General features: G+C 56.6%; 22 protein-coding genes. 14 read left to right on the top strand and 8 right to left on the bottom strand.

From position 1 onward, the window contains the following. Window positions 1–23 precede the first annotated feature (23 nt). The 8 genes from MWU51_RS02530 to MWU51_RS02495 all read left to right on the top strand — a co-directional run bounded on the left by MWU51_RS02530 (window position 24) and on the right by MWU51_RS02495 (window position 8,507). A complete protein-coding gene (locus tag MWU51_RS02530) occupies window positions 24–1,148 on the top strand; it encodes a putative manganese transporter (protein WP_247034310.1) in 1,125 nt (374 codons plus the stop codon). A 93-nt stretch (window positions 1,149–1,241) separates the two neighbouring features. Continuing rightward, window positions 1,242–1,610, top strand: coding sequence for a MerR family DNA-binding transcriptional regulator (locus MWU51_RS02525; protein ID WP_247034308.1), 369 nt, complete (start codon window positions 1,242–1,244; stop codon window positions 1,608–1,610). 250 nt (window positions 1,611–1,860) lie between these two features. Continuing rightward, entirely contained in the window at window positions 1,861–2,250 is a 390-nt protein-coding gene (locus MWU51_RS02520) for a MerR family DNA-binding transcriptional regulator (protein ID WP_247034298.1), read from the top strand. A 23-nt stretch (window positions 2,251–2,273) separates the two neighbouring features. After that, a complete protein-coding gene (locus MWU51_RS02515) occupies window positions 2,274–4,046 on the top strand; it encodes an acyl-CoA dehydrogenase C-terminal domain-containing protein (protein ID WP_247034296.1) in 1,773 nt (590 codons plus the stop codon). Between the two features lie 27 nt (window positions 4,047–4,073). Next, window positions 4,074–4,286, top strand: coding sequence for a hypothetical protein (locus MWU51_RS02510; RefSeq protein ID WP_247034294.1), 213 nt, complete (start codon window positions 4,074–4,076; stop codon window positions 4,284–4,286). Between the two features lie 142 nt (window positions 4,287–4,428). After that, the gene (locus MWU51_RS02505) at window positions 4,429–5,064 is read left to right on the top strand and encodes a glutathione S-transferase family protein (protein WP_247034292.1); all 636 of its coding nucleotides are present in this window, start codon (window positions 4,429–4,431) and stop codon (window positions 5,062–5,064) included. A 17-nt stretch (window positions 5,065–5,081) separates the two neighbouring features. Further along, complete coding sequence (locus tag MWU51_RS02500) at window positions 5,082–6,287, top strand: acetyl-CoA C-acetyltransferase (RefSeq protein ID WP_247034290.1); 1,206 nt, start codon at window positions 5,082–5,084, stop codon at window positions 6,285–6,287. A 15-nt stretch (window positions 6,288–6,302) separates the two neighbouring features. After that, on the top strand, window positions 6,303–8,507 hold the full coding sequence (locus MWU51_RS02495; RefSeq protein ID WP_247034288.1) for a 3-hydroxyacyl-CoA dehydrogenase NAD-binding domain-containing protein: 2,205 nt from the start codon (window positions 6,303–6,305) through the stop codon (window positions 8,505–8,507). Between the two features lie 130 nt (window positions 8,508–8,637). Here the strand turns inward: MWU51_RS02495 and MWU51_RS02490 are convergent, their stop codons facing one another. Continuing rightward, on the bottom strand, window positions 8,638–9,309 hold the full coding sequence (locus tag MWU51_RS02490) for a sulfotransferase family 2 domain-containing protein (protein WP_247034286.1): 672 nt from the start codon (window positions 9,307–9,309) through the stop codon (window positions 8,638–8,640). Beyond that, window positions 9,306–10,229, bottom strand: coding sequence for a DMT family transporter (locus tag MWU51_RS02485; RefSeq protein ID WP_247034283.1), 924 nt, complete (start codon window positions 10,227–10,229; stop codon window positions 9,306–9,308). The genes MWU51_RS02490 and MWU51_RS02485 overlap by 4 nt, the downstream gene beginning before the upstream one ends. 100 nt (window positions 10,230–10,329) lie before the next feature. Here MWU51_RS02485 and MWU51_RS02480 point away from each other — a divergent pair, with 100 nt between their 5' ends. Next, window positions 10,330–11,973, top strand: a complete 1,644-nt coding sequence (locus tag MWU51_RS02480) for an AMP-binding protein (RefSeq protein WP_247034282.1) — start codon at window positions 10,330–10,332, stop codon at window positions 11,971–11,973. 81 nt (window positions 11,974–12,054) lie between these two features. Continuing rightward, window positions 12,055–13,071: a hypothetical protein gene (locus tag MWU51_RS02475; protein ID WP_247034280.1), complete on the top strand. Its 1,017-nt coding sequence runs from the start codon at window positions 12,055–12,057 to the stop codon at window positions 13,069–13,071. A 21-nt stretch (window positions 13,072–13,092) separates the two neighbouring features. Here the strand turns inward: MWU51_RS02475 and upp are convergent, their stop codons facing one another. Genes upp through MWU51_RS02455 form a run of 4 tightly spaced genes read right to left on the bottom strand, consistent with a single transcriptional unit; the run spans window position 13,093 to window position 16,376 of the window. Further along, window positions 13,093–13,725, bottom strand: coding sequence for a uracil phosphoribosyltransferase (gene upp / locus MWU51_RS02470; RefSeq protein WP_247034278.1), 633 nt, complete (start codon window positions 13,723–13,725; stop codon window positions 13,093–13,095). Next, window positions 13,718–14,710: an adenosine deaminase gene (locus MWU51_RS02465; RefSeq protein ID WP_247034276.1), complete on the bottom strand. Its 993-nt coding sequence runs from the start codon at window positions 14,708–14,710 to the stop codon at window positions 13,718–13,720. The genes upp and MWU51_RS02465 overlap by 8 nt, the downstream gene beginning before the upstream one ends. Then, window positions 14,707–15,921 (bottom strand): phosphopentomutase, encoded by a 1,215-nt coding sequence (locus MWU51_RS02460; protein WP_247034274.1) that lies wholly within the window; start codon window positions 15,919–15,921, stop codon window positions 14,707–14,709. Before MWU51_RS02460 ends, MWU51_RS02465 begins: the two co-directional genes overlap by 4 nt. Continuing rightward, the gene (locus MWU51_RS02455) at window positions 15,918–16,376 is read right to left on the bottom strand and encodes a cytidine deaminase (protein ID WP_247034272.1); all 459 of its coding nucleotides are present in this window, start codon (window positions 16,374–16,376) and stop codon (window positions 15,918–15,920) included. The genes MWU51_RS02460 and MWU51_RS02455 overlap by 4 nt, the downstream gene beginning before the upstream one ends. A gap of 141 nt (window positions 16,377–16,517) precedes the next feature. Between MWU51_RS02455 and MWU51_RS02450 the strand changes: the two genes are divergently transcribed. The 3 genes from MWU51_RS02450 to MWU51_RS02440 all read left to right on the top strand — a co-directional run bounded on the left by MWU51_RS02450 (window position 16,518) and on the right by MWU51_RS02440 (window position 22,520). Then, window positions 16,518–18,791, top strand: a complete 2,274-nt coding sequence (locus tag MWU51_RS02450; protein WP_247034269.1) for an NADP-dependent malic enzyme — start codon at window positions 16,518–16,520, stop codon at window positions 18,789–18,791. A gap of 231 nt (window positions 18,792–19,022) precedes the next feature. After that, window positions 19,023–20,912, top strand: coding sequence for a propionyl-CoA synthetase (locus tag MWU51_RS02445; protein WP_247034267.1), 1,890 nt, complete (start codon window positions 19,023–19,025; stop codon window positions 20,910–20,912). Window positions 20,913–21,038: 126 nt separating this feature from the next. Beyond that, window positions 21,039–22,520 carry a sigma-54 dependent transcriptional regulator gene (locus MWU51_RS02440; RefSeq protein ID WP_247034265.1) on the top strand — a complete coding sequence of 494 codons (1,482 nt, stop codon included), beginning with the start codon at window positions 21,039–21,041 and terminating at the stop codon, window positions 22,518–22,520. A 9-nt stretch (window positions 22,521–22,529) separates the two neighbouring features. On the opposite strand, the gene MWU51_RS02435 is transcribed toward MWU51_RS02440, so the two are convergent. Beyond that, window positions 22,530–23,381, bottom strand: coding sequence for an NAD kinase (locus MWU51_RS02435; RefSeq protein WP_348646712.1), 852 nt, complete (start codon window positions 23,379–23,381; stop codon window positions 22,530–22,532). Window positions 23,382–23,461: 80 nt separating this feature from the next. Here MWU51_RS02435 and glyA point away from each other — a divergent pair, with 80 nt between their 5' ends. Beyond that, window positions 23,462–24,754, top strand: a complete 1,293-nt coding sequence (gene glyA, locus MWU51_RS02430) for a serine hydroxymethyltransferase (RefSeq protein ID WP_247034261.1) — start codon at window positions 23,462–23,464, stop codon at window positions 24,752–24,754. A 118-nt stretch (window positions 24,755–24,872) separates the two neighbouring features. On the opposite strand, the gene MWU51_RS02425 is transcribed toward glyA, so the two are convergent. Next, complete coding sequence (locus tag MWU51_RS02425) at window positions 24,873–25,235, bottom strand: hypothetical protein (RefSeq protein ID WP_247034253.1); 363 nt, start codon at window positions 25,233–25,235, stop codon at window positions 24,873–24,875. Window positions 25,236–25,334 lie beyond the last annotated feature (99 nt).

Here is a 25,334-nt window from a genome sequence, read left to right as displayed (position 1 = left end):
TATTCTCAATTGCAAGAGTATCCATGTCAGACGTCACCACCCTTACGGCCCCGATGGGGAAATTGCGACCAAAACGCCTTTTGGTATTGGCAATCATGCTTGTTCTGGCTGTTGCGCCGGGACAGCTTGGCGAATTGACGCGTGAGTTGATGACCGACGCCTATGTTCAGGTCTCTGTCTTTGTGGCGGCAACGCTTTTACTGTTCTATGGCGCTGAAAGGCTGTTCAATTTCGACATCGGCGAAAGCCTGTCCAAAGCACGCGGGGCTCAAGTGCCCCTGGCAGCACTTTTAGGCACTACACCCGGTTGTGGCGGAGCCGTTGTCGTGGTGGCGGCATACAGTTCCGGTCATGTTGGATTTGGGGCAGTAGTTGCGACCTTGACCGCTACCATGGGCGATGCCGCCTTCCTTCTGATCGCAACCCGCCCGGACGCAGCTCTTGTAGTGCTGCCACTTTCGTTGGTCGTGGGCATTCTGTCGGGTTGGTTGGTTGACCGGTTTCACAAGGTAGAATACCGCGCAAGTAATCTTGCCAGTTGCGAGCTTGCACCTCTGATCGGGCGCACCCGCCCACAAGACGTCGCATATCTGCTGATCGCTATACCAGGTTTCATCGTTGGGGTTGCTCAGCTTGGACAGGTCGAAATCAATTCGATAGTCAGTGTTCCTGTCCAATGGCTTGCGCTGATTGGAACCTTTCTGGGGCTGACCATTTGGGCCACATCGCAGCTGGCCGCAATGACAAACGCTAGCGACAGCCCGTTGACGCGCATGGCCGAGGAAACCAGCTTCATCTCTGTCTGGGTGATCGGAGCTTATCTGGCATATGACTATGTCGCAGAGTTTGCCGGCCTGGACATCGAACTTTTGTTCCAGTCGATCGCACCGCTTTTGCCGCTCATGGCTGTCTTGGTCGGCCTGATCCCGGGCTGTGGACCGCAAGTTCTGGTGGCCACACTTTTCTTGAATGGCGTTATTCCGTTTGCGGCATTGATGGGCAATGCAATCTCAAACGACGGCGATGCCTTGTTCCCTGCGATCGCCTTGAACCCAAAAGCTGCCGTGATGGCCACACTCTACTCAACGATCCCAGCCTTGATTGTCGCCTATGCGTTCTTCTTTCTAGCCCCTAACTTCATGAATTAAGCTTATCCGACAGAAGCAGGTGCTTCTACGCAATTGCGCCCCATGCGCCGGTCCTTTACGCTGTGCCTTACAGAGATTGGAAATGGGGCACCGATGACCGAAGACCGCCTGACCTTCAAGGAAATGTGTGCGAAGTTCGACGTGACGCCGCGCACGCTCAGATACTACGAGTACATCGAACTTCTGAGTCCCATGAAAGAAGGTCGCGCTCGCTTCTATACTCCACGCGAAGTGGCGCGCATGACGCTGATTCTGCGTGGACGGCGGTTCGGGTTTTCGCTGGAAGAGTTGCGGCAGTGGCTTCTGATCTACGATGAAAAAGGAACCGACGCGCAAAACCGTGCGTGGGTTGAACTTGCCGACCGGCAACTTGTTGACCTGCGCAGCCAGCAGAAAGAGCTGTCGGAAAGCATTAAAGATCTTCAGAAACTGCGTGATGACGTGGCTCAGGCACTGACCTAGAACACGCCGATTCCCCTTGTTTCATTCGGGATTCGGATTTTAACGAAGAAACCCGCGTTTTCACGCTGACCCTGCGGCACCCCGTTTTCTGTTAAAAACCATACCCTTGCGTCATGCATGAAGATTTTCGACGTTACGTAACGACAAGAAAAGCTCTGACGCCACGTTACATTTACGTCAACGTAAACTTATATTGTATGACGTGCTGGTCAGACGACACGACCGGCGTCGGGTAAAGATTGGAGCTAGTATGACCGACGAACTAATGACCATTCGGCAAATGTGCGATGCCTTCGAAGTCACCGCACGTACGTTGCGCTTTTACGAGGCGAAAGAACTTATCGCACCCATTCGTGAAGGGCAGAAACGGCTGTTTACCAAGCGTGATCGCGCACGCCTAAAACTGATCCTGCGCGGTAAACGTTTCGGTTTTTCACTGGAAGAGATCCGGCAGTTGCTGGACCTTTACGATCGCGGCGATCAGCAGAAGACACAACTGAAGCGAACCTATGACGTGGCCCAAGGGCATCTTGAGGACCTAAAGCGTCAAAGGGCTGATTTGGACGACGCCATAGATGATCTGACGAACCAGTTGCAATGGGTGAACGACAAGATCGCTTCACTGGATGATGACCAATAAGACTTAGGACAAGGACGACCTCAATGCCCAGCTACACCGCGCCAACCAAGGATATGGCCTTCCTTCTGCATGAAGTGCTCAAGGCGGACAAACTGAACATCCCCGGTTACGACGAACTGGAACCCGATTTCACCGGTGCGGTTCTGGAAGAGGCCGGAAAAGTGGCCAGCGAAGTGCTGACACCCCTGAACGTCGTCGGTGATCAGGAAGGCTGTCGGCTGGAAAATGGCGTCGTCTACACCCCTACCGGGTTCAAAGATGCGTTCGAACAGATGAAAGAAGGCGGCTGGACCGGGCTGGACATGCCAGAAGAATTTGGCGGCCAGAACATGCCGGTGCTGTTGGGCACAGCAGTGGGTGAGATGTTCTCTGCCGCCAACCAAGCATTCACGATGTATCAAGGTCTGACACACGGTGCGGCTTCAGCTATCCTGGCGCATGGTACGGACGAGCAGAAGGCCACGTACTTGCCCAAGATGATCAGCTGTGAATGGACCGGCACGATGAACCTGACCGAACCGCATTGCGGTACCGATCTGGGTCTCATGCGCACCAAGGCAGAACCACAGGACGATGGCAGCTACAAAGTGTCGGGCCAGAAAATCTTTATATCGGCTGGCGATCATGACATGTCAGACAACGTCATTCACCTTGTACTGGCAAAAATCCCCGGTGGCCCCGAAGGCATCAAAGGTGTCAGCCTGTTCATCGTACCAAAGTTCAATTTGAACGAAGACGGCTCGGTCGGGGCACGCAACGGCGTGAGTGTCGGCAATATCGAGCATAAGATGGGCATCCACGGCAACTCGACCTGCGTCATGAACTATGACGAGGCAACCGGTTACTTGCTGGGCGACATGCACAAAGGCATGCGCGCGATGTTCACGATGATGAACGAGGCACGGCTGGGCGTCGCCATGCAAGGCCTTGCGCAAGCCGAAGCCGCGTATCAGAATGCTGTCATCTACGCCAAAGACCGTCTGCAAGGCCGCGACGTTACCGGCGTGAAAAACCCAGACGGCCCCGCCGATCCGCTGATCGTGCATCCGGATATCCGCCGCTCGCTGATGGATCAGAAAAGTTTCATCGAAGGTGCGCGTGGTTTCTTGCTGTGGGGAGCCCAGCTGATCGACCAGGCACATCGTTCCGACGACAAAGAGGCTGACGGCCTGATCAGCCTGATGACGCCGGTTCTGAAAGGCTTTCTGACCGATCAGGGGTTCGACATGACCGTGCTGGCTCAACAAATCTATGGTGGTCACGGCTACATCGAAGAACATGGCATGAGCCAGTTCGTCCGCGATGCTCGCATTGCGCAAATCTATGAAGGTGCCAACGGTGTTCAGGCGCTGGACCTTGTGGGTCGCAAGCTTGCCGCTGACGGCGGAAAACATGTCATGGCCTTCTTCGAACTGATTAAATCCTATTGCAAGGATCAGCATGGCGACGAGATGAAAGACTTCATCGAACCGCTGAAAACTGCATCGAAACACCTGCAATCCGCGTCGATGTTTTTCATGCAGAACGGTATGAAGAACCCCAACCACGCGCTGGCAGGCAGCTATGACTTCATGCACCTGTTTGGCCATGTCTGCCTGGGTTATGCTTGGGCTCAACAGGCGCGTGCAGCGCTGGACGCCCTTGCAAGTGACGCGACTGACGCCACGTTCTATGAGACCAAGCTGGCAACCGCGCGCTACTATATGGCACGACGTCTGCCCACCACGGGTATGCATTTGGCCCGCATCGAAAGCGGCGCGGATACCGTGATGGCTCTAGACGCGGACGCGTTCTAAGCCGCGCAAACCAAGCAAGGAGAGATTATGCCGAAACGTTTTAAACTGACCCGTCGTTTCCCCTGTGCAATGACAGAGGATGGTTACCGTCGGCTCAGGCGTTTCGCGAAAGAGGCAGGGCTTGATGAAGGTGAAGCCCTGTCCTTTCTCTTCGAGCATTTCGACAGTGTGACGGATCAGGAAAACCTGACGGCCCGATTGCGGCTGTTCAATTCGGAACTTGATGCGCGTAAACGCTGACCACACCACCGGAGGCGCACTCGGAGCCTCCGGCGGGGATATTTCGGACAAGAAAAAGCGCACCCGTTTTTTCTTGTTCAAAATATCCCGGGGGGTCCGGGGGCAGCGCCCCCGGCAACCACTCGCATAATGGGAGGACAGGATGACGATCAAACTCTATTGTTTCGGGGAAAGCGGCAACGCTTACAAAGCTGCGTTGACGCTGGAATTGTCCGGTCTTGAATGGGAACCGGTGTTCGTCGATTTTTTCAACGGTGAAAGTCGCAGCTCAGATTTTCGCATGCTAAACCCAATGGGAGAAGTTCCGGTGATGATCGACGGGGATGTAACCCTGTCACAATCAGGCGTCATCCAGGACTATGTGTCATCGAAATCCGGCAAACTAGGCGGACGCAGCGCAAACGAGCGCCGCGAGATTCTGCGTTGGCAGTTTTGGGACAATCACAAGATGTCGTCGGTGGCAGGCAACACCCGGTTCTTGATGAACTTTATCCCCGAAGATAAACGCCCAGCCGAAGTGATCGCCTTCAATCAAGCTCGTTTGAAAGGCGCTTACAAAGTTTTGGAAGGTGAGCTTTCACACAGCGACTGGCTGGTTGGCGATGCCATCACGCTCGCTGATATTTCGTGCTGTGGATACCTTTTCTACCCTGAACCTTTCGGCTTTGACCGTGCCGAATGGCCCGCAATTGACGCTTGGTTGACCCGAATTTCGGAAACGCCCGGCTGGAAACACCCCTATGACCTGATGCCCGGCTCCCCTGCGGACCGCGCGTGATCTCGAAAGGACGAATGATGACCGACGCCTATATCTATGACGCCGTGCGCACCCCGCGTGGCAAGGGCAAGAAAGACGGCACCTTGCACGAGGTGACCGCCGTGCGCCTATCCGCTATTGCGCTAAACGCACTGAAAGAGCGCAACAATCTGGACGGCCATGCCGTCGAGGATGTGATCTGGGGCAACGTGACCCAAGTGGGTGAACAAGGTGCCTGTTTGGCCCGCTCCTCGGTGCTGTATTCCGATCTGGACGAGCGTATTCCGGGCGTGTCGATCAACCGGTTCTGCGCCTCGGGTCTGGAAGCTGTGAACATGGCCGCCAACCAAGTGAAGGGCGGCGCAGGTGATGCCTATATCGCTGGAGGCGTCGAAAGCATGAGCCGCGTTCCGATGGGTATGGATGGCGGCGCGATTGCGGCCGATCCGCATCTGGCGATGAAAGCCTATTTCGTGCCTCAGGGCATCTCGGCCGACATCATTGCGACCGAATACGGGTTCTCCCGCGACGAATGCGACGCTTATGCCGTCGAAAGCCAGAAACGCGCTGCCGCGGCCCGCGCCGATGGACGATTCAAGGCAATCATTCCAGTGCTTGATCAGAACGGCCTTGAGATCATGTCCGAGGATCAGATGATCCGCGAAACCACCATGCAAACGCTGGGCGGACTGAACCCGTCCTTCAAGGCGATGGGTGAGGCGATGCCGGGCTTTGACGCTGTGGCCCTGCTGAAATACCCGCATCTTGAGCGTATCAACCACGTGCACCACGCGGGCAACTCGTCGGGTATCGCGGATGGCTCTGCCGCCATCCTGATCGGCAACAAGGAATTCGGCGAACGCCACGGACTGAAGCCGCGCGCGCGAGTCAAAGCGACATCGAAAGTCGGCACCGATCCCACGATCATGCTGACTGGCCCTGTTCCGGCCACAGAACGCGTGCTGCAAGCCGCTGGCATGGATTTCGGCGACATCGACCTGTTTGAGGTGAACGAGGCGTTTGCCTCCGTCGTTCTACGTTTCATCCAAGCCTTCGACGCCGACACCAACAAGGTGAACGTGAACGGCGGCGCCATCGCCATGGGCCACCCGCTGGGCGGCACTGGTGCGATGATCCTCAGCGCCCTGCTGGACGAAATGGAGCGTTCTGACAAAGAAACCGGTCTGGCCACGCTTTGCATCGGCTCGGGCATGGGTGCCGCAACCATTCTTGAACGCGTGTAAGAAGGAGACGTTATTATGGCTGATTTTCACTATTCCGTGGACGCCGATGGCGTCGCCACCATCACTTGGGATGTCCCCAACAAATCCATGAACGTGCTGTCCTATGACGCGCTTCGCGAGCTGGACGCCCATATCGACACCGTTCTGGCAGACGACGCCGTGAAAGGCGCGATCATCACCTCGGCGAAGAAGGACTTTGCCGGTGGAATGGACCTGAACGTCATCGCGCAGATGAAGAATGATGCGGGCGACAACCCGGCAAAGGGTCTGTTTGACGGTGTCATGGGTATGCACGGTGTGCTGCGCAAGATCGAACGCGCAGGCATGGACCCCAAGACCAACAAAGGCGGCAAACCGATTGTCGCCGCCCTGCCCGGCATCGCGCTTGGCATCGGTCTGGAAATCCCGCTATCCTGTCACCGCATCATTGCGGCGGACAATCCGAAGGCCAAGATCGGCCTGCCGGAAATCATGGTCGGCATCTTCCCCGGCGCAGGCGGCACCACCCGTCTTGTGCGCAAAATGGGTGCGATGGCGGCGGCGCCATTCCTTTTGGAAGGCAAGACTGTTTCGCCAGACAAAGCGAAAGCGGCTGGCCTGATCGACGAGGTTGTCGCGCCCGATGAACTGCAAGCCCGCGCGAAAGAGTGGGTTCTGAACGCCACCGACGCCGACATCGTGAAACCGTGGGACGCCAAGGGCTACAAAATGCCCGGCGGCGCGCCCTATCACCCCGCTGGGTTCCAGACCTTCGTGGGGGCGGCTGCGATGATCCACGGCAAGACCAATGGCGTCTATCCGGCAGCCAAGGCGTTGCTGGCAGCCGTCTATGAAGGCGCAATGGTGCCCTTTGACGACGCGCTGCGCGTGGAATGTCGCTGGTTCGTGAACGTGCTGATGAACCCGTCATCCAGCGCCATGATCCGCTCGCTCTTCATCAATAAGCAAGCGCTTGAAAAAGGCGCTGTGCGTCCGAAAGACGTGGCTGACCAGTCGGTCAAGAAAGTCGGCGTATTGGGCGCGGGCATGATGGGGGCTGGCATCGCGTTGGTTTCCGCCATGGCCGGGATGGAAGTCGTCCTGATCGACCAAACCCAAGAAGCGGCCGACCGAGGCAAAGCCTATTCCGAGGGCTATCTGGACAAAGGCATCGCCCGCAAGAAAGCCACGCCTGAGAAGAAAGAGGCCGTTCTGTCGGCCATCACTGCCACCACTGATCTGGAGGCCCTCAAGGGTGCGGACCTGATCATCGAAGCGGTGTTCGAGGACGTGGGCGTAAAGGCCGAAATGACCAAAAAGGTCGAGGCCGTGGTGGGCCCAGACTGCATCTATGCCACGAACACCTCGACCCTGCCGATCACCGAGCTGGCAAAGGCGTCTGAACGCCCGGATCAGTTCATCGGCATCCACTTCTTCAGCCCTGTTGAACGCATGATGCTGGTCGAGATCATCAAGGGTAAGGAAACCGGCCCGCGTGCGGTGGCCAAGGCGCTGGACTATGTGCGCCAAATCCGCAAGACGCCGATTGTCGTCAACGACGCGCGCTTCTTCTACTGCAACCGCTGCATCATTCCCTACATCAACGAAGGGATGCGCATGGTTGGCGAGGGCGTGTCGCCTGCGCTGGTCGAAGGTGCCGCGAAACTGCTGGGCTTCCCGGTGGGACCGCTGCAGTTGGTTGATGAGACCTCGATTGATTTGGGTGTGAAAATTGCCAAGGCCACCAAGGCCGCGATGGGCGACGATTACCCCGACGGTGCCGTGGACGACATCATCTTCTGGATGGCGGACGAAGGCCGCTTGGGTCGCAAGTCGAACGCAGGTTTCTATAACTATGACGAAAAGGGCAAGCGCACTGGTTTGTGGGAAGGTCTTGGCGACAAGTTCCCGCTGGCAGACGATCAGCCTGACCTGACTGAAGTGAAGCACCGTCTGATGATGAGCCAGGTGCTGGAAGCTGTCCGTGCGCTGGAAGAAGGTGTGCTGGAAGACATCCGCGAAGGCGACGTGGGTGCGATCCTGGCCTGGGGCTTCGCGCCATGGTCCGGTGGACCGTTCAGCTGGCTGGACATGATCGGCGCAGACAAAGCGGTCGAGATTTGCGACAACTTGACCCAAGCGCATGGCGCCCGGTTCACCACCCCTGCCCTGCTGCGTGATCTGGCAGATAAAGGAGAGACCTTCTATGGCCGTTTCGATACCTCTGCAAACGCCGCATAAAGTCTTCGTAGAATAACGATTGGTTGGAGTTGTAGTTTGTAGATGGTGCGCAGTTTTATTCTACCAGACTGTTTGCGTAACGGCCCGTGCAATTGCACGGGCCGCTTTTCATTGCGCCAATATTTGACAGTCAGAATTTGTAAGAGAACCGCTGAACATCCCTTGAGCAGATGTCAGCGACAAGCCCAGCATCGCTGTCGCTGTAGTAACTGCGATAATCTGTGTGGCGGTCAGATTTGTTCTCGTGGGGCATTGGACCAAGCTTAAATCCCAGATGTGCCTCGAACGGGGCAAGATCAACGGACAAAGCCTCGGTTCGTGCAAATAGATCGCAACGTTCCCGACCGTTCTGATCCTGCACATAGCTTTCGATCGGGGCAGCGACAAAGCTGTCAATCGTGTGTTGGTGGTTCAGAAACTCTGAGAACGTCAACGCATGGGCAAGATCAACCGCCGGATGATCGAAATGCTGTGCCTTGAGCCAATGATAGTAGCTGACCAGCCTATCCCAAGGATTTCGCACCAACGTTACAATAAAATAGGCGTCGATCTGATCCTGCGTCACCACACCATATATGTCGCGCAGCTTAGAGTGTTTCCAAAGTCGACCCGAGGATTGGACATGTTTCATCCGTCTGCGTCGCCGAACTGCTTTCGGGGTATCGCCCAACATGATGTCGTCCTTCATCGCTCGCGCCTCAAGCGCCAGCGCAAGGGAAGTCCCGCCGGTTTTTGGCGGATGTATGAAGATATATCGACGCCCCTGCGAGATGATCATGCCACGACCATAGCTTGTATTCATACAGTGCGCGAGCGTAAGGAAATGATCGCACCTGAAACAATGATCAGCGCCATCCCCAATACCGCACTGGCGGGAATGGGATCGCCAAACAACACGAAGCTCCACCCTGCCGCGAACGGCAGCAGAAGGTATTCATAGATCGCCACCTGCGCGGCATCACCCATCTGATAGCCTTTGAAAATTAGACCGACAGCGACCAGGGATCCCACTGCCTGCATCACGGTCAGCCCCCAGCCCATTGGCGTTGGCCAGACCATGCCACGCATGATGAACCCTTCGGCACCGATGGGCACTTCATGCGCCCACACCAACATGACCACCGAACCGATTAATCCGAACAACCCCAATGCCAGAAAGAAATACAGCAGCATCGACAAGGCGCTTTCACCTTCGCACCATTGGCGCGTGGCGATCCCTCCGATGGCATAGAAGAACCCGGCTGCTACTGGAACAAAGGCGACAGGATCAAGACCGTTTACAAACGGATCAAGCACGATCAACACGCCCGCAAATCCGACAACTGCGGCACCGATGCGCGTGACGCCGACCGGATGACCAAAAAAGAGGGCACCGATCAGCAACACCCAAATGGGAGCAGTGAACAACCCGGCGGCGACCTGTCCGATGGGAAGGAACGCCAGACAACCAAAGTAAATCAGCATCGCAATGGCCGCGAAACCACCCCTAACCATCACTGCCCAACGGCGGATGGGTCTCAACCGGGCCTGCCCAGCCATTGACAGAAGCACAAGAAGGCCTACGGCCATGATTGCGCGCATCAGATGAAACTGCCAAAGGCCAAGATCGCGTGCGATCAGCGCAACGAAATTGTCAAAGAACCCTAGAAGGAACATTGCCAAACAAATTGTCGCCGCTGCAACCAGCGTTCGATTGCCTGACATGTCGTTTTTCGCCCTCATTCTTTGTGTCCTTAGCATTGACCACGTGGGTATCGTTCTGGTCTGCTTCAAAAACGACATACACGACCTAAAGGTCGGATCAAGACAGGGAGAAACACCGATGGGCTGGACGGCTGACGAAACCGGGTTGGACAAATGCGCGGCAAACTTTGTGCCCCTGACGCCTTTATCGCATCTCAGACGCGCGGCGCGGGTGTTTCCGAAGCGCGAGGCACTGGTGTATGGCGCACGACGTTTGACCTACGCACAGTATTACGCGCGGGTCACGCGGCTGGCTTCGGCGCTGGCAGGACGGGGGATCAAACCGGGCGACGTGGTCGCTACGCTACTTCCCAACATACTGGCGCATGTGGAAGCCAGTTTTGGCGTCCCGGCCTGCGGTGCAGTTTTGAACACGATAAACACGCGGCTGGATGTGGACACGGTGGCTTACATATTTGCCCATGGCGAAGCCCGTGCTGTGCTGGTTGACACCCAGCTTCTGCCGCTGGCCGAACAGGCGATCAGCCAATTGACCGAGAAAGGAAATCCTGCCCCCTTGATTGTCGAGGTCGCGGACCCAGCAGCAGGTTTTCCAGCCACCGGAAACCACCTCGAATACGAAGACCTGCTAGACGAAGGCGATGCAGATTTTAATTGGATTATGCCGCAGGACGAGTGGGAAAGCCTTGCCCTGAATTACACCTCTGGCACAACCGGGCGACCCAAGGGCGTCGTCTGCCATCATCGCGGGGCCTATCTGATGACGATGGGTACGCCGATCAGTTGGGGCATGACGCTGTATCCGCGTTATCTGACCATTGTACCGCTGTTTCACTGCAACAACTGGAACCACTCCTGGATGATCCCTGCGCTCGGCGGAACCGTGGTTTGTTGTCGAGACATAACGGCAAAGGCGATCTATGACGCGATTGCGGATGAAGGCGTAACCCATTTCGGCGGCGCTCCGATCGTACTGAACATGATCGTGAATGCGCCAGATAAGGAACGTCGCACCTTCGATCACACGGTTGAGGTCTTTACTGCAGGCGCCCCACCCGCCGCGGCCACCCTAGGCGCGATCGAACCACTGGGCTTCAACGTTATGCAGGTCTATGGCCTAACCGAGACCTATGGACACGTCACCGAATGCCTGTGGAACGGTCCGGAATGGGACACGCTTTCGCAGGATGAAAAGGCGTCGATGAAAGCACGCACCGGCATCGCTATGCCGCAGATGGAAGATATCACCGTGCTGTCGCCCGAAACGATGGAGCAGGTGCCGATGGATGGCGAAACCATTGGCGAGATCATGATCCGAGGTAATTCGGTCATGAAAGGCTATCTGAAGAACCCCGATGCCACCCGCGAAGCCTTCACGGGTGGTTACTTCCATTCCGGCGACATCGCGCATCAGACGCCAGACGGATATATCCGCATCACGGACCGCGCAAAGGACATCATCATCTCGGGTGGCGAAAATGTCAGTTCGGTCGAGGTCGAAGGCACACTGATGCACCATCCCGCCGTCAGCCTTTGTGCCGTGGTCGCAAAACCGGATGACACATGGGGCGAAGTCCCTTGCGCCTTCGTCGAAGTGAAAGTAGGGGCGACGGTGACAGAAGAAGAGCTGATCGCTTTTGTGCGCAGCCGTCTGGCCGGGTTCAAAACACCAAAGATGGTCGAGTTTTGCGAGTTGCCCAAAACCTCGACCGGGAAGATCCAGAAGTTCGAATTGCGGGACCGCCTGCGGAGCGCACCCTGATCTACCTCGCGCATTGCCCCAACGACAGCAACAGACTATTCTTTCGGCAATGATAACGAGCAGGCGAGACCCGTCCCGCACATGACGGCCCTCAAAAAATATCAACGGCTGGAGGCAGCCGGGTTATGGCGCGCCGATCCCGAGGCTCAGCGCCGGGATGTGATCGTGTCCCTTGGTGACGCCACATTGACCATCTCTGACGCGCATGACTCCGCCCTGACCCACTGGTCGCTGCCCGCCATTATTCGAATGAACCCAACCGAGCGTCCGGCCATGTTTTCACCGGGCGACGATGCGACCGAAGAGCTGGAGATTGACGACGACACAATGATCCGCGCGATCGAGAAAGTGCGCAAAGTCATAGAACGCCGCCGCCCCCATCCGGGCCGCCTGCGCCATTGGATTACCGCTGGTTTCTTCTGCCTTCTGCTTGCGCTTGGTGTGTTTTGGATGCCCAATGCGCTGCGCAACTACACAGTATCCGTCGTGCCGGACCCAACACGGGATGCCATCGGCCAACGTATATTAAACCGGATCGGCCGGGTGGCTGGGCAACAATGTGATGGGCGCAATGGGCAGGGCGCGCTGGATCGCTTGAAAAATCGCGTTCTAAACGCATCACCGACTCGCGTGATCGTCTTGTCCGGCGGGGTCCAGACCGCGACACATCTGCCGGGTCACATCACGCTTCTGAACCGTGCCTTGATCGAAGACTTTGAAGAACCAGACGTCGTCGCCGGGTTCCTTCTGGCCGAGGATATGCGCCGCCAGAACACCGACCCGATGAAAGCTTTGTTGGAACATGCTGGATTCAAGGCGACAGCCCAGCTTTTGACGACGGGCGATCTGCCTGACAGCGTGATCGACAGCTATGCTGAGGGTTTGCTGACAGCCCCCCCGGCCCCGCTGAGCCATGCTGCATTGCTGGCACGATTTGAGAAGGCAGGGGTGCGTTCAACCCCTTATGCCTATGCGCTGGACCTTACCGGGGAAACAACACTGGAACTGATTGAGGCTGATCCAGTACAGTTAGCAGACGCCACACCCTTGCTGACAGACGCAAATTGGGTGCGTCTGCAGGGCATCTGTGGCGAATAGCCGACTCGACCGACGCTGTCTTTATTTCGTCCCGAACATCCGGTCGCCCGCGTCACCAAGACCGGGCACAATATACCCTTTGTCATTCAGCTTCTCGTCCAGCGCTGCGGTGATGATCGGCACATCCGGGTGCGCTTCTTTCATCCGGGCCACACCTTCCGGGGCTGCCAGAAGACACATGAAACGAATATCGCGCGCACCGGCCTTTTTCAGCAGATCAATCGCCGCGGCCGAGCTGTTGCCAGTGGCCAGCATCGGGTCAACCGCAATGACCAGGCGGTCTTCCAGCGCCTCTGGGACTTTGAAATAGTACTGCACCGGTTCCAGCGTTTCTTCGTCGCGGTAAAGCCCAACAAATCCAACACGGGCTGAAGGGATCAGTTCCAGAACCCCATCCAACAAACCGTTGCCAGCCCGCAGGATCGACACGAGCGCCAACTTACGCCCCGCCAGAACGGGCGCGTCCATTTCCTGCATCGGCGTCTTGATCCGCTGGGTATCCATCGGCAATTCGCGTGTCACTTCATAAGCCAAAAGCTGGCTGATTTCGCGCAGAAGTTGGCGAAAATGATTGGTCGGCGTTGCCTCGTCGCGCATCAGAGTCAGTTTGTGCTGGATCAACGGGTGTTTAACGACGGTCAGATGTTCATACATCTTGGGTCTCCAATATCTTGCGCACACGGTCACGCGTCGCATCATCACAAAATGCCGCCTCGATGGCGGTCAGGTTCAGGGCTTTGAAATCTGCCTCGTTCCAGCCAAACTGGTGTGACAGATTTTCATACTCTTGCACCATATCGGTACGGAAAAACGGCGGATCGTCGGTGGACACTGTGACCTTTACGCCCTGGTCGCGCAGCATCGCGATTGGGTGTGCAGCAAGGTCGGGATAGACGCCAAGAAACACGTTCGAGCCGGGGCAAACTTCTAGCGTAATGCCATCTTCGATCAGGCGATCCACCAGTTTCAGATCCTCGATCGCGCGCACCCCGTGACCGATCCTTTCGACTTTCAGGTCATCCAAAGCAGCACGCACTTCGTCCGGGCCGTTCCATTCGCCCGCGTGGGTCGTCAGCTTCAGACCCGCTTCGCGCGCCATGTCGAACGCGTAGGCGACATCGCCTTGCTTGCCAAATTTCTCGTCACCGCCCATACCGAACCCAGTGATAAATCCGCCTGCTGTTTCCTGAGCACAGCGCGCTGCTTCACGCGCCGCATCTGGTCCGAAGTGGCGCACAGCTGTGACGATGCCACGCAGGGTAATCCCCGCGTCACGCTCGGCTTCTGCCGCAGCATCCTGAATGGCGGCAAGATAGTCGCGCCAGGCCCCTACATCCCGCCCACCACAAAAATCCGGCGAGATAAAAGTTTCAAGATACACCACACCAGCCTCGGCACAGTTTTCCAGTACCGCGCGGGTCAACCGCGCATAGTCGCTCGGAGTTTTCAGAACCGAAGTGGCCGCTTCATACACTTCAAGAAAGTGCCAGAAATCGCGATAGGCATAGCCTCCATCATCCGCGAATATGCCGGACAGATCGACACTTTTTTCTTTCGCCAAGCCCCGTATGAAATCGGGTGGAGCAGCACCTTCTATATGTGTGTGCAGTTCAACCTTCGGTACTTCTTTGTAACTCATAGAAACGATTTCCCTGCCCCGCGGGCGTCCAGTCCCAGATGTGCCGCGACTGATGCCCCAATGTCAGAGAAACCGCAAATGCCAATTTCCTTAAAACCCAACCCAGTTCCGATTACGGGAACGCGTTCACGGGTGTGGTCTGTGCCGACCCAAGTCGGATCATTGCCGTGATCAGCGGTGAAAACTAGCAAGTCACCCTCGCGCATTTTTTCAAACAGGCGTGGCAACTCGGCATCGAACCATTCCAATGCCCGAGCATAGCCCGATACATCACGACGATGGCCGTACTGGGAATCAAATTCGACAAAATTGGCAAAGACCAGATCGCCATCATGGGCTGTGTCCATCGACGCGACCAAATGTTCCATCAGTTCGGCGTCAGCACCCTTTTTGAGGGTATCAATCCCACGATGGGCGAATATGTCGCCAATCTTACCAATTGCATGAACCTTGCGGCCAGCGTCTTGCACCCAGTCACACAGGGTCGGGCTGGGTGGTGTTATCGCAAAATCGCGGCGGTTGGTTGTGCGCTTGAAACCCTCGGCCTCTGATCCAATAAAAGGACGTGCAATAGCACGCCCAACCTGCATCTTATGTACGTCGGGTGCGATGGCGGCACAGAGGCCAATCAACCGGTCAAGACCAAAGGTCTCCTCGTGCGCGGCGATCTGGATCACGCTGTCGACCGAGGTATAGACGATGGGCCAGCCCGTCCGGACATGCTCGGCCCCCAACTCGTCAAGGATCGCGGTGCCCGACGCGTGCTTGTTGCCAAGAATGCCGTCCACACCTGCGATTTTGCAGATCTTGCGCGTCAGGTCTTCCGGAAAGGCTGGCTGCGCGTCCGGGAAATATCCCCATTCCCACGGCACGGGCACACCCGCGATTTCCCAATGTCCGGATGGGGTGTCTTTGCCCTTTGATATCTCCTCGGCCGCGCCCCAAAGGCCTTGCGGCTTGGCCTCCAGCCCCGGCGTATCGGCGCCCGAGGACAATCGGATCGCAGCGCCCAGTCCTAATCCATCGAGATTGGGCATCTTTAACGGACCGGATCGCCCGTCTTCGGCCCGACCTTCCGCGCAGGCCTGCGCGATGTGCGCCAGCGTGTTAGCTCCGGTATCAGGGACTGTTTTGTCGTTGAAAAACAAATGGGCGTCGGGTGCGCCACCACATCCGGCACTGTCCAAAACGATCAGGAAGACGCGTGTCATGTGTTCTCCATATGCTCGGTGCCGAAAGCCCCCGGCAACAGCTCCGCCATGGTCATGGTCAGGCTTTCGCCGCCCAGTGTCATCATGGTGATGGTGGCATCTGCATCCGCAAACTCAGCCAGTTTCTGGCGGCAGCCACCGCAGGGTGTGACAGGCAATGGGGCATCAGCGATCACAACAGCTTCGACTACTTTGTGGTCTCCTCCTACGATCATTGCAGCGATGGCACCAGCCTCGGCGCAAGTACCTTCGGGATAGGCCACGTTTTCGACGTTGCAGCCCGAATATACCGCCCCGGATGCACAACGCAGCGCCGCACCGACCTTGAAGTTCGAATACGGAGCATAGGCATTTTCACGAGCGGTCTTGGCAGCATCCAACAGCGACATCGGACCTCCTGAACAGTGATGGCAATGACATCTATTAAAGGTGGCGCGGCGCGACGTCGGATGCAAGGCCAAACCTTGCCGAGTTGACGTGCCAGCTAATACCTGCGCTAACCTATGATTGCGCAAGCAGTCTTGATTGCGCGCATCTGCCTGTAGTAAGGCGACCCTGGAGATAGTTTAAAGCTAAACTTCTTACTGGAGGACACCGTGAGCGACGACAATTACCCCCGAAAACGCGCGTTGGATTATCATGAGTTTCCGAAACCAGGGAAGCTGGAGATCCGCGCCACCAAACCCATGGCAAACGGGCGCGATCTAAGTCTGGCATATTCACCGGGGGTCGCCGAAGCCTGTATCGAAATCAAGAACGATCCCTCTGCAGCAAGCCGTTATACCGCACGAGGCAATCTGGTGGCCGTGGTATCAAATGGGTCTGCCGTGCTGGGATTGGGCAATATTGGTGCGCTTGCATCGAAGCCGGTTATGGAAGGCAAAGCGGTACTGTTCAAGAAGTTCGCCAACATTGATTGCTTCGACATCGAACTGAACGAAAACGATCCCGAGAAGCTTGCCGAGATCGTTTGCGCAATGGAACCCAGCTTCGGCGCGATCAATCTTGAAGACATCAAAGCGCCCGATTGTTTTATCGTTGAACAAATTTGTCGCGAGCGGATGAACATCCCTGTGTTCCACGACGATCAACACGGTACCGCCATCGTTGTTGGGGCGGCGGCCACCAATGCGCTACGCGTCACGGGCAAATCCTTTGATCAGATCAAAGTCGTCTCGACGGGCGGTGGGGCGGCTGGAATTGCCTGCCTGAACATGCTTCTGAAGCTCGGTGTAAAGCGCGAGAATGTCTGGTTGTGCGACATTGAAGGGCTGATTTACGAAGGCCGCGAGACCGAAATGACGCCTCAGAAGGCGGCATATGCGCAGGGCACGAGCCCGGCCACATTAGGTGAAGTGATCGACGGGGCAGATCTGTTTCTGGGCCTGTCCGGCCCCGGCGTATTGAAGCAGGAAATGGTTGCCAAGATGGCAAAGCGGCCGATCGTCTTCGCGCTGGCAAACCCGACACCCGAGATCATGCCGGACGACGTGCGGGCCGTCGCACCCGACGCTATCATCGCTACCGGGCGTTCGGATTTTCCCAATCAGGTCAACAATGTCCTGTGTTTTCCATTCATTTTCCGCGGTGCGCTGGATGTTGGCGCAACCGAGATCAACGACGCAATGCAGCTTGGGTGCATCGAGGGTATCGCAGCACTGGCCCGCGCCACCACATCAGCCGAAGCGGCTGCGGCATACAAAGGTGAACAACTGAGCTTTGGCGAGGATTATTTGATCCCGAAACCGTTTGATCCGCGCCTAATGGGTGTCGTGGCAAGCGCCGTTGCCAAAGCCGCGATGGACAGCGGCGTTGCCACCCGACCGGTTGACGATATCGCCGCCTATAAAAAGACATTGGACGGGTCCGTATTCCGCTCGGCCCTGATCATGCGCCCAGTCTTTGAGGCCGCCGCCACTGCCGAGCGACGCATTGTCTTTGCCGAGGGCGAAGACGAACGGGTGCTTCGGACTGCTAACGCGATGTTGGAAGAAACCACCGATGCCCCGATCCTGATCGGGCGACCGGACGTTATTGCCCAGCGCTGCGAGCGGGCCGGTCTGTCGATCACGCCCGGTAAGGACTTCCAGATCGTAAACCCCGAACGCGATGACCGTTATCGCGATTATTGGGGTGCATATCATCAGATCATGGCGCGCAAGGGCACAACGCCCGATCTTGCCAAGGCAATCATGCGCACAAATACCACCGCCATTGCTGCGATCATGGTTCATCTGGAACAGGCCGACAGCATGATTGCCGGCACGTTCGGGCAATATCTTTGGCACCTAAACTATATCAAACAGATCCTGGGCACCGAGAAACTGCATCCAGTTGGGGCGCTCAGCCTGATGATCTTGCAAGACGGCCCACTATTCATCGCAGACACGCATGTTCACAACACGCCGACTTCGGAGCAAATTTCCGAGTCGGTTTGTGCCGCAGCACGCCATGTCCGTCGCTTTGGTGTCGAGCCGAAAATCGCGCTGTGTTCTTATTCCCAGTTCGGCAATCACGACGGCGACAGCGGCCAACGCGCCCGCGGCGCGCTGGAGATTCTAGACAGCCGTCCACGCGATTTCGCGTATGAGGGCGAGATGCATGTTGATGCGGCCTTGGACATGGATGTGCGTCAGCATATCTTCCCCGATGCCCGATTTGATGGGCCTGCGAACACGTTAGTGTTCACCAACGCGGATGCAGCAAGCGCCGTGCGTAACACCTTGAAGGTGAAAGGCGGTGGATTGGAGGTCGGACCGATCCTAATGGGGATGGGCAACCGCGCCCATATTGTTACGCCGTCGATCACGGCCCGAGGTCTTTTGAACATGTCGGCGGTTGCTGGCACCCCTGTCGCGAAGTACGGCTGAAGCGACTCAGGGCTGCTAATCTTTGCAAGGTGGAGTTTGCAGTTTTGCAAACTCCATCTTTTTCAAATTTCGGGTGCTTGTTTCGCAGTGGTTTGCAAAAATTTGCAATCTGTTTCTCATCCGATTGCAAATTTTCCCGGTTAATCCGTCGCACTGCGATACGCCGTGCTTGCCCTAACGATAGCTGGGGGCGTAACACTTCATACCAAGGGAAACTGGAGGAAGTGCACCATGGCATACAAAGATGTTTACGCTGCGTGGCAGTCGGACCCGGAAACATTCTGGATGGACGCCGCCAAAGCCATAACTTGGGACAAGTCGCCCTCGAAAGCGCTTTTCGACGAAAACGCCCCGCTTTACGAATGGTTTTCAGACGGCATGGTGAACACATGCTATAATGCGGTCGACCGGCATGTCGAAGGTGGGCGCGGCGATCAAGTGGCGATCATATATGACAGCCCGATTACCGGGCGTCAGGCAAAGATCACATATGCCGAGCTGCAGATCCGCGTGGCTGCACTGGCGGGCGCGCTGAAATCCAAGGGCATCGAAAAGGGTGACCGCGTCATCATCTATATGCCGATGGTGCCCGAAGCCTTGATTGCGATGCTCGCCGTCACCCGCATTGGCGCCGTGCATTCGGTCGTGTTCGGCGGATTTGCCTCGACCGAGCTGGCGGTGCGGATCGACGATGCGAAACCCAAGGCGATCGTCGCAGCCTCGTGTGGGATCGAGCCGGGCCGTGTCATTGCCTATAAACCGCTTCTGGACGAGGCGATCGACATTGCCAAGCACAAGCCTGACTTCACGGTCATTCTGCAGCGTGAAGAAGCGGTTGCCGACCTGATAGACGGGCGTGATTTCGACTGGGTTCAGTTGGAGAAGGCTGCCGATCCCGCCGATTGTCTGCCCGTCGAAGGCAACCATCCTGCCTATATCCTTTATACCTCTGGCACCACCGGCCAGCCGAAGGGCGTTATCCGCCACACCGGCGGGCATCTTGTGGCTCTGAATTGGACGATGAAGAACCTGTATAATGTCGATCCCGGCGATGTGTTCTGGGCGGCATCTGATGTGGGCTGGGTTGTTGGGCACAGCTACATCACCTACGGCCCGCTGATCCACGGAAACACGACCATTGTTTTTGAAGGAAAGCCGGTCGGTACACCTGACGCCGGCACATTCTGGCGGGTGATTTCCGAACACAACGTGAAATCCTTCTTCACTGCCCCCACCGCCTTCCGCGCGGTAAAACGCGAAGACCCCAAGGGTGAGTTTGTGAAGAAATACGATCTCTCTTGCTTGAAACAGGTCTATCTGGCTGGGGAACGTGCGGATCCCGACACCATCTCATGGGCGCAAGCTCAGTTGAAGGTACCGGTGATCGACCACTGGTGGCAGACAGAAACGGGTTTTGCGATTGCGGCCAATCCGCTTGGGATCGAAGAACTGCCCGTCAAACTTGGCTCGCCATCTGTGCCGATGCCGGGATATGATGTACAAATTCTGGATGAGGGAGGTCATCCGGTGGCCGCAGGCGAATTGGGTGCCATCGCCATCAAACTCCCCCTCCCGCCTGGCACGCTGCCCACCCTGTGGAATGCGGAAGACCGGTTTAAATCCAGCTATCTGAGCACCTTCCCCGGCTACTATGAAACAGGGGATGCCGGCTACAAAGACGAAGACGGATATCTTTACATCATGGCCCGCACCGATGACGTGATCAACGTGGCTGGTCACCGCCTGTCCACCGGCGGGATGGAAGAGGTCTTGGCCTCGCATCCCGATGTGGCCGAATGCGCAGTGATCGGCGTCACCGACCAGCTGAAAGGTCAGTTGCCTCTGGGTATGATCTGCCTGAACGCTGGCACTGACCGGGCTGAAGAAGAAGTGACCGCCGAATGCGTCAAGCTGGTGCGTGAAAAAATCGGCCCGGTGGCAGCCTTCAAACTGTGTATCGTGGTGGATCGTCTGCCGAAAACACGGTCGGGTAAAATTCTGCGCGCCACCATGGTCTCGATCGCGGATGGTAAGGATTACAAGATGCCCGCAACAATTGACGATCCCGCCATATTGGAAGAAATCCAAGAGGCATTACAAAGCCTTGGATACGCCGAATAGATTGGGATTTTAGCACTGCATAGCTCATCCAACCAAGCGTTGGATGAGTTTTTTTTGGCCTTTCGGCAACGGGATGGCTAGAACCAATTGAGGTATGCAAACTTGCAAAACTGAACAGGGGGAGAGATGGCGACAGAAGATCGGGGAAAACCCAGCGCCACCAGATCGTTCAATGCCAAAACCGACAGGTGCCCCCCTGTCGTGATGGCTTTGGCCCCACCCGTAATTGACGAGCTTTTCCCCTCTGCGGTTTTTGAAACGTTGGATTGCGATGTCAGGTATGCAAACTCGATCGCGGAAGCGCGGAGCATCGTCAAGGATGACATCGTCGATATTGCCCTTCTGCCCCTTGATGTAAATGGGCGCAGCGTTCTGCCCCTGATCCGTGAATTGATGAAGCGAGACGACAAGCAGGCGATCATCGTCGTGTCCCAAAGCAACCAAATCAACGATGCAGCCGACGCTATGCGAATCGGGGCTATGGATTGTCTTTTTGTGCCATTCACGCCTACCCGACTGGAAAAAACCGTTGGCCAATTGCTTCAGAAAATCGGCGGTGGCCGAACACGCCTTAGCGCAGCATCAGCAGCCCCCAAACCACCGAAACGTGGCATCAATGCGCGCAAGTCCGGCTCTGCCCACACCGAGAGGGAAGAGCCTCATTGGATAAGGCACGGCATGGTTCTGTCCGATTTGTCTATGAAGCCTGTCTTGCATGCGTTAGACACCATCGCCACGTCGGATGCCCCGATCTATATCCACGGCGAAACCGGCACCGGAAAAGAGGTTCTAGCCCGCGCGCTTCATGCGGAAAGCAGACGCGCCGCTGGCCCTTTTGTGGTCGTCGACTGCGCCCGACTTGAACCCGACACCCTAACGCGGCAGGTCTTTTCCGACAGTCGCAACGGCGCACAAGGCCTCGCCAGCACCGCAGATGGTGGAACCTTGTTCCTAGACGAAATCGCGCGGACAGATCTGCGGGTACAAGAGCAATTGATGCGATTCGTCGAAAGAGGTGAAATCGCGCCACTTGGCGATCTTGAAGCGACAAAGGTCGATGCGCGTATCATTTGCGCAAGCTCCGAAGACGCCCGTTCAGAAATTGACGCTGGGCGGCTTCGCGAGGATCTTTATTACCGGCTGCACGTCGTGCCAATCTCGCTACCAGCATTGCGAGATCGCGGCGAAGATATTTTGGCCATTGCCAATACAAAACTGGTCGAGACCGCTCGAAAGGAAGGACGTGGGTTTCGCGGCTTCACGCCCCACGCCGCCGATATACTGATATCACATCGCTGGCCGGGCAATATTCGCCAACTGATCAATGTCATATGGAATATCGTGTTGCACCATGATGGAGATATGGTCACAGCCGACATGCTGCCGGTCGATCTTCTGGCCGGGCTGCCCGATCCTGACAGCCACGCGGGGTCACAACAAACGTTGGTCGATACGGGCTTGTTGGGTCGACCTTTGGCTGAAATCGAGCGCATCGTCATCGAGGAAACGATCCGTGCACAAGGAGGCTCTATCCCGCGGGCTGCACAGGTGTTGGACCTGTCGCCATCAACGATCTATCGCAAACGGGAAAACTGGATGCGAGAGTGACGCAAACGATCAGACGAATTGTTCGCGGATCAGGCGTTCTTCTAACCCGTGCCCCGGATCGAAAAGGATACGGTGTGCGATTTCATTGTCCGATTTGATTTCCACCGAAACCACATCGCGAACAGATCGGCCATCTGCGTCGGCCATCACCGGCCGCTTCTCATGCTCCATGACATCAAACCGCACCACTGCATTCTTCGGAAGCAAGGCACCACGCCATCTTCGCGGTCGAAAGGCAGCCATTGCCGTCAGCGCCAACACATCGGACCCGATGGGCAGTATTGGACCATGGGCAGAGTAGTTATAAGCGGTTGAACCGGCGGCCGTACAAAGCAGCGCCCCGTCGCACACCAATTCTGGCAGTCGCACCCGGCCATCGACGCTGATTTGCAACTTCGCTGCCTGTGGACCCGCGCGAAGCAGGCTGACTTCGTTGATCGCAAGTGCTTTGTGAACGCTGCCATTCACCCCTTCCGCCCGCATGGCAAGCGGATTGATCACCTCTTCTTCGGCGGCGATCAGGCGTTCGACAAGATCGTCGGGCGAGTATTCATTCATCAAAAACCCGACCGTTCCGCAGTTCATCCCATACACCGGAGCTGTCAGTTCTTGGGTATCGTGCAGGGTCTGCAACATGAAACCATCGCCCCCGAGCGCTACGATGACATCTGCGTCTTTCACATTCTTGTTGCCGTAGCGGGCCACCAGTTCCTCTTTCGCGGTCTCTGCAATTTTCGCATTGCTTGCGACGAAAGCGATGTTTTGGCTCATGTTTGGGTTTCCCATGCGTGTCCCTTGGTTTCCGAAAGAAACACATGTTTCCGCAAAGTGCCAGAAATTGCCGCGTCTTTCCGCAGCCATGTCGCTTTCCGGTCTTTGCGATCCAGCTTGTTTCCGATAGGAAATCCGGACATCTTGCTTCCAATCCAAGGAATACGCGCATGACTGCCACCCGTGACCAAGGTTTCTTCACCGAATCCCTCGCCTCTCGCGATCCCGAGCTTTATCGCTCGATCACTGATGAACTGGGCCGCCAGCGCGACGAGATCGAGTTGATTGCCTCGGAAAACATCGTGTCCGCCGCTGTGATGGAGGCGCAAGGCACCGTTTTGACTAACAAATATGCCGAAGGCTATCCGGGACGCCGCTACTATGGCGGCTGTCAATATGTCGACGTGGCCGAAAATTTGGCGATTGATCGCGCCAAACAGTTGTTTGGCTGTGAGTTCGTCAATGTGCAGCCCAATTCAGGGTCGCAGGCCAACCAAGGGGCGTTCATGGCGATGATCCAGCCGGGCGACACGATCCTTGGCATGAACCTTGCTTCCGGCGGACATCTGACCCACGGCGCCGCGCCTAACCAGTCAGGCAAGTGGTTTAATGCCGTGCAATATGGCGTGCGCAAACAAGACAACCTGATCGACTATGATGAAATCCAAGCGCTGGCGACCGAGCACAAGCCCAAGCTGATCATTGCGGGTGGTTCGGCCATTCCGCGCCAGATCGACTTCGCCAAGTTCCGCGAAATCGCGGATTCGGTTGGTGCCTTCCTTATGGTCGACATGGCCCACTTTGCGGGACTGGTTGCAGCGGGCGAGCACCCCTCGCCCTTCCCCTATGCCGATGTGGCGACCACCACGACCCACAAAACACTGCGCGGCCCGCGTGGCGGCATGATCCTGACCAACCGCGAGGATTTGGCCAAGAAAATCAACTCGGCCATTTTCCCTGGCATTCAGGGCGGCCCTCTGATGCATGTGATTGCCGCGAAGGCAGTGGCCTTCGGTGAAGCCCTGCGCCCCGAATTCAAGACCTATCAAAAGCAAGTTCGCGCCAACGCTGTGGCACTGGCGGATCAGTTGATGAAGGGTGGTCTGGACATCGTCACCGGTGGCACCGACACCCATGTGATGCTGGTTGACCTGCGCCCCAAAGGTGTAACCGGTAACATCGTCGACAAGGCTCTTGGTCGCGCACATATCACCTGCAACAAGAACGGCATTCCGTTTGATCCGGAGAAACCCACGGTGACATCGGGTATTCGTCTGGGTACACCGGCCGGCACCACCCGCGGATTTGGCGAATCAGAGTTCCGCGAGATCGCAGACCTGATCGTCGAAGTTGTCGACGGTCTGGCCGCGAACGGGGAAGAGGGCAACGCTGAAGTTGAAAGCGCAGTGAGAGCCAAAGTCGCAGTTCTTTGTGCCAAGTTCCCGATGTATCCGAATTTGTAAGGAACGCTGACTAGCCGGCAACACTTATATATTTTCGACACAACCAAAGGTGAAAGCCCCGGCCTTGGCCTGGGGGCTTTCATTTATCCTACCTTACGTGGCGGTTCGGCAGTTGGGATCAAAGCAGTCCTCGCCAAAGAAGAATTCCTGCGACCAAAGCGATCAAAATTAGAAGATTCAACAAGACACTGGCTGAAAAACTCACCGCAATGCCCCTCCGCCGATCCCATGCGTCTAGGCTAAGCAAGTAGCGTTCGATCGCATCTGCGGATTTCTCAAGCTGTTTTGGGTCCACTTGTCGGCCCAAACGTGGATGATCTGACAGCTTCATTGCTTCAACCAGCCTGGCACCGTCGCGGCGCAAATGACGTGGCAACAACCGTCCAGCGCGGCGCAGTTTGGTTTCAAACCCAGTGCCGCGAATATCCAACCGCTGTTCCAGCAGTTGGGCCAGCCGATCTGTCCGCGCGCGTATATCCACGTCGGGTTCGCCTTACTCTATCCCTCTTCGCCGCCACCTTATCGGCAACGTCCGTGTATGCGATAGAGTTGAACGGAATAAAAAGGGGTTCAAGCGCGA

This window comes from Aliiroseovarius sp. F47248L (genome assembly GCF_023016085.1).
In the GTDB taxonomy this organism is placed as follows: domain Bacteria; phylum Pseudomonadota; class Alphaproteobacteria; order Rhodobacterales; family Rhodobacteraceae; genus Aliiroseovarius.
The sequence above is the reverse complement of the archived record's forward strand: the minus strand, read 5'-3'. Positions and strand labels throughout refer to the sequence as shown.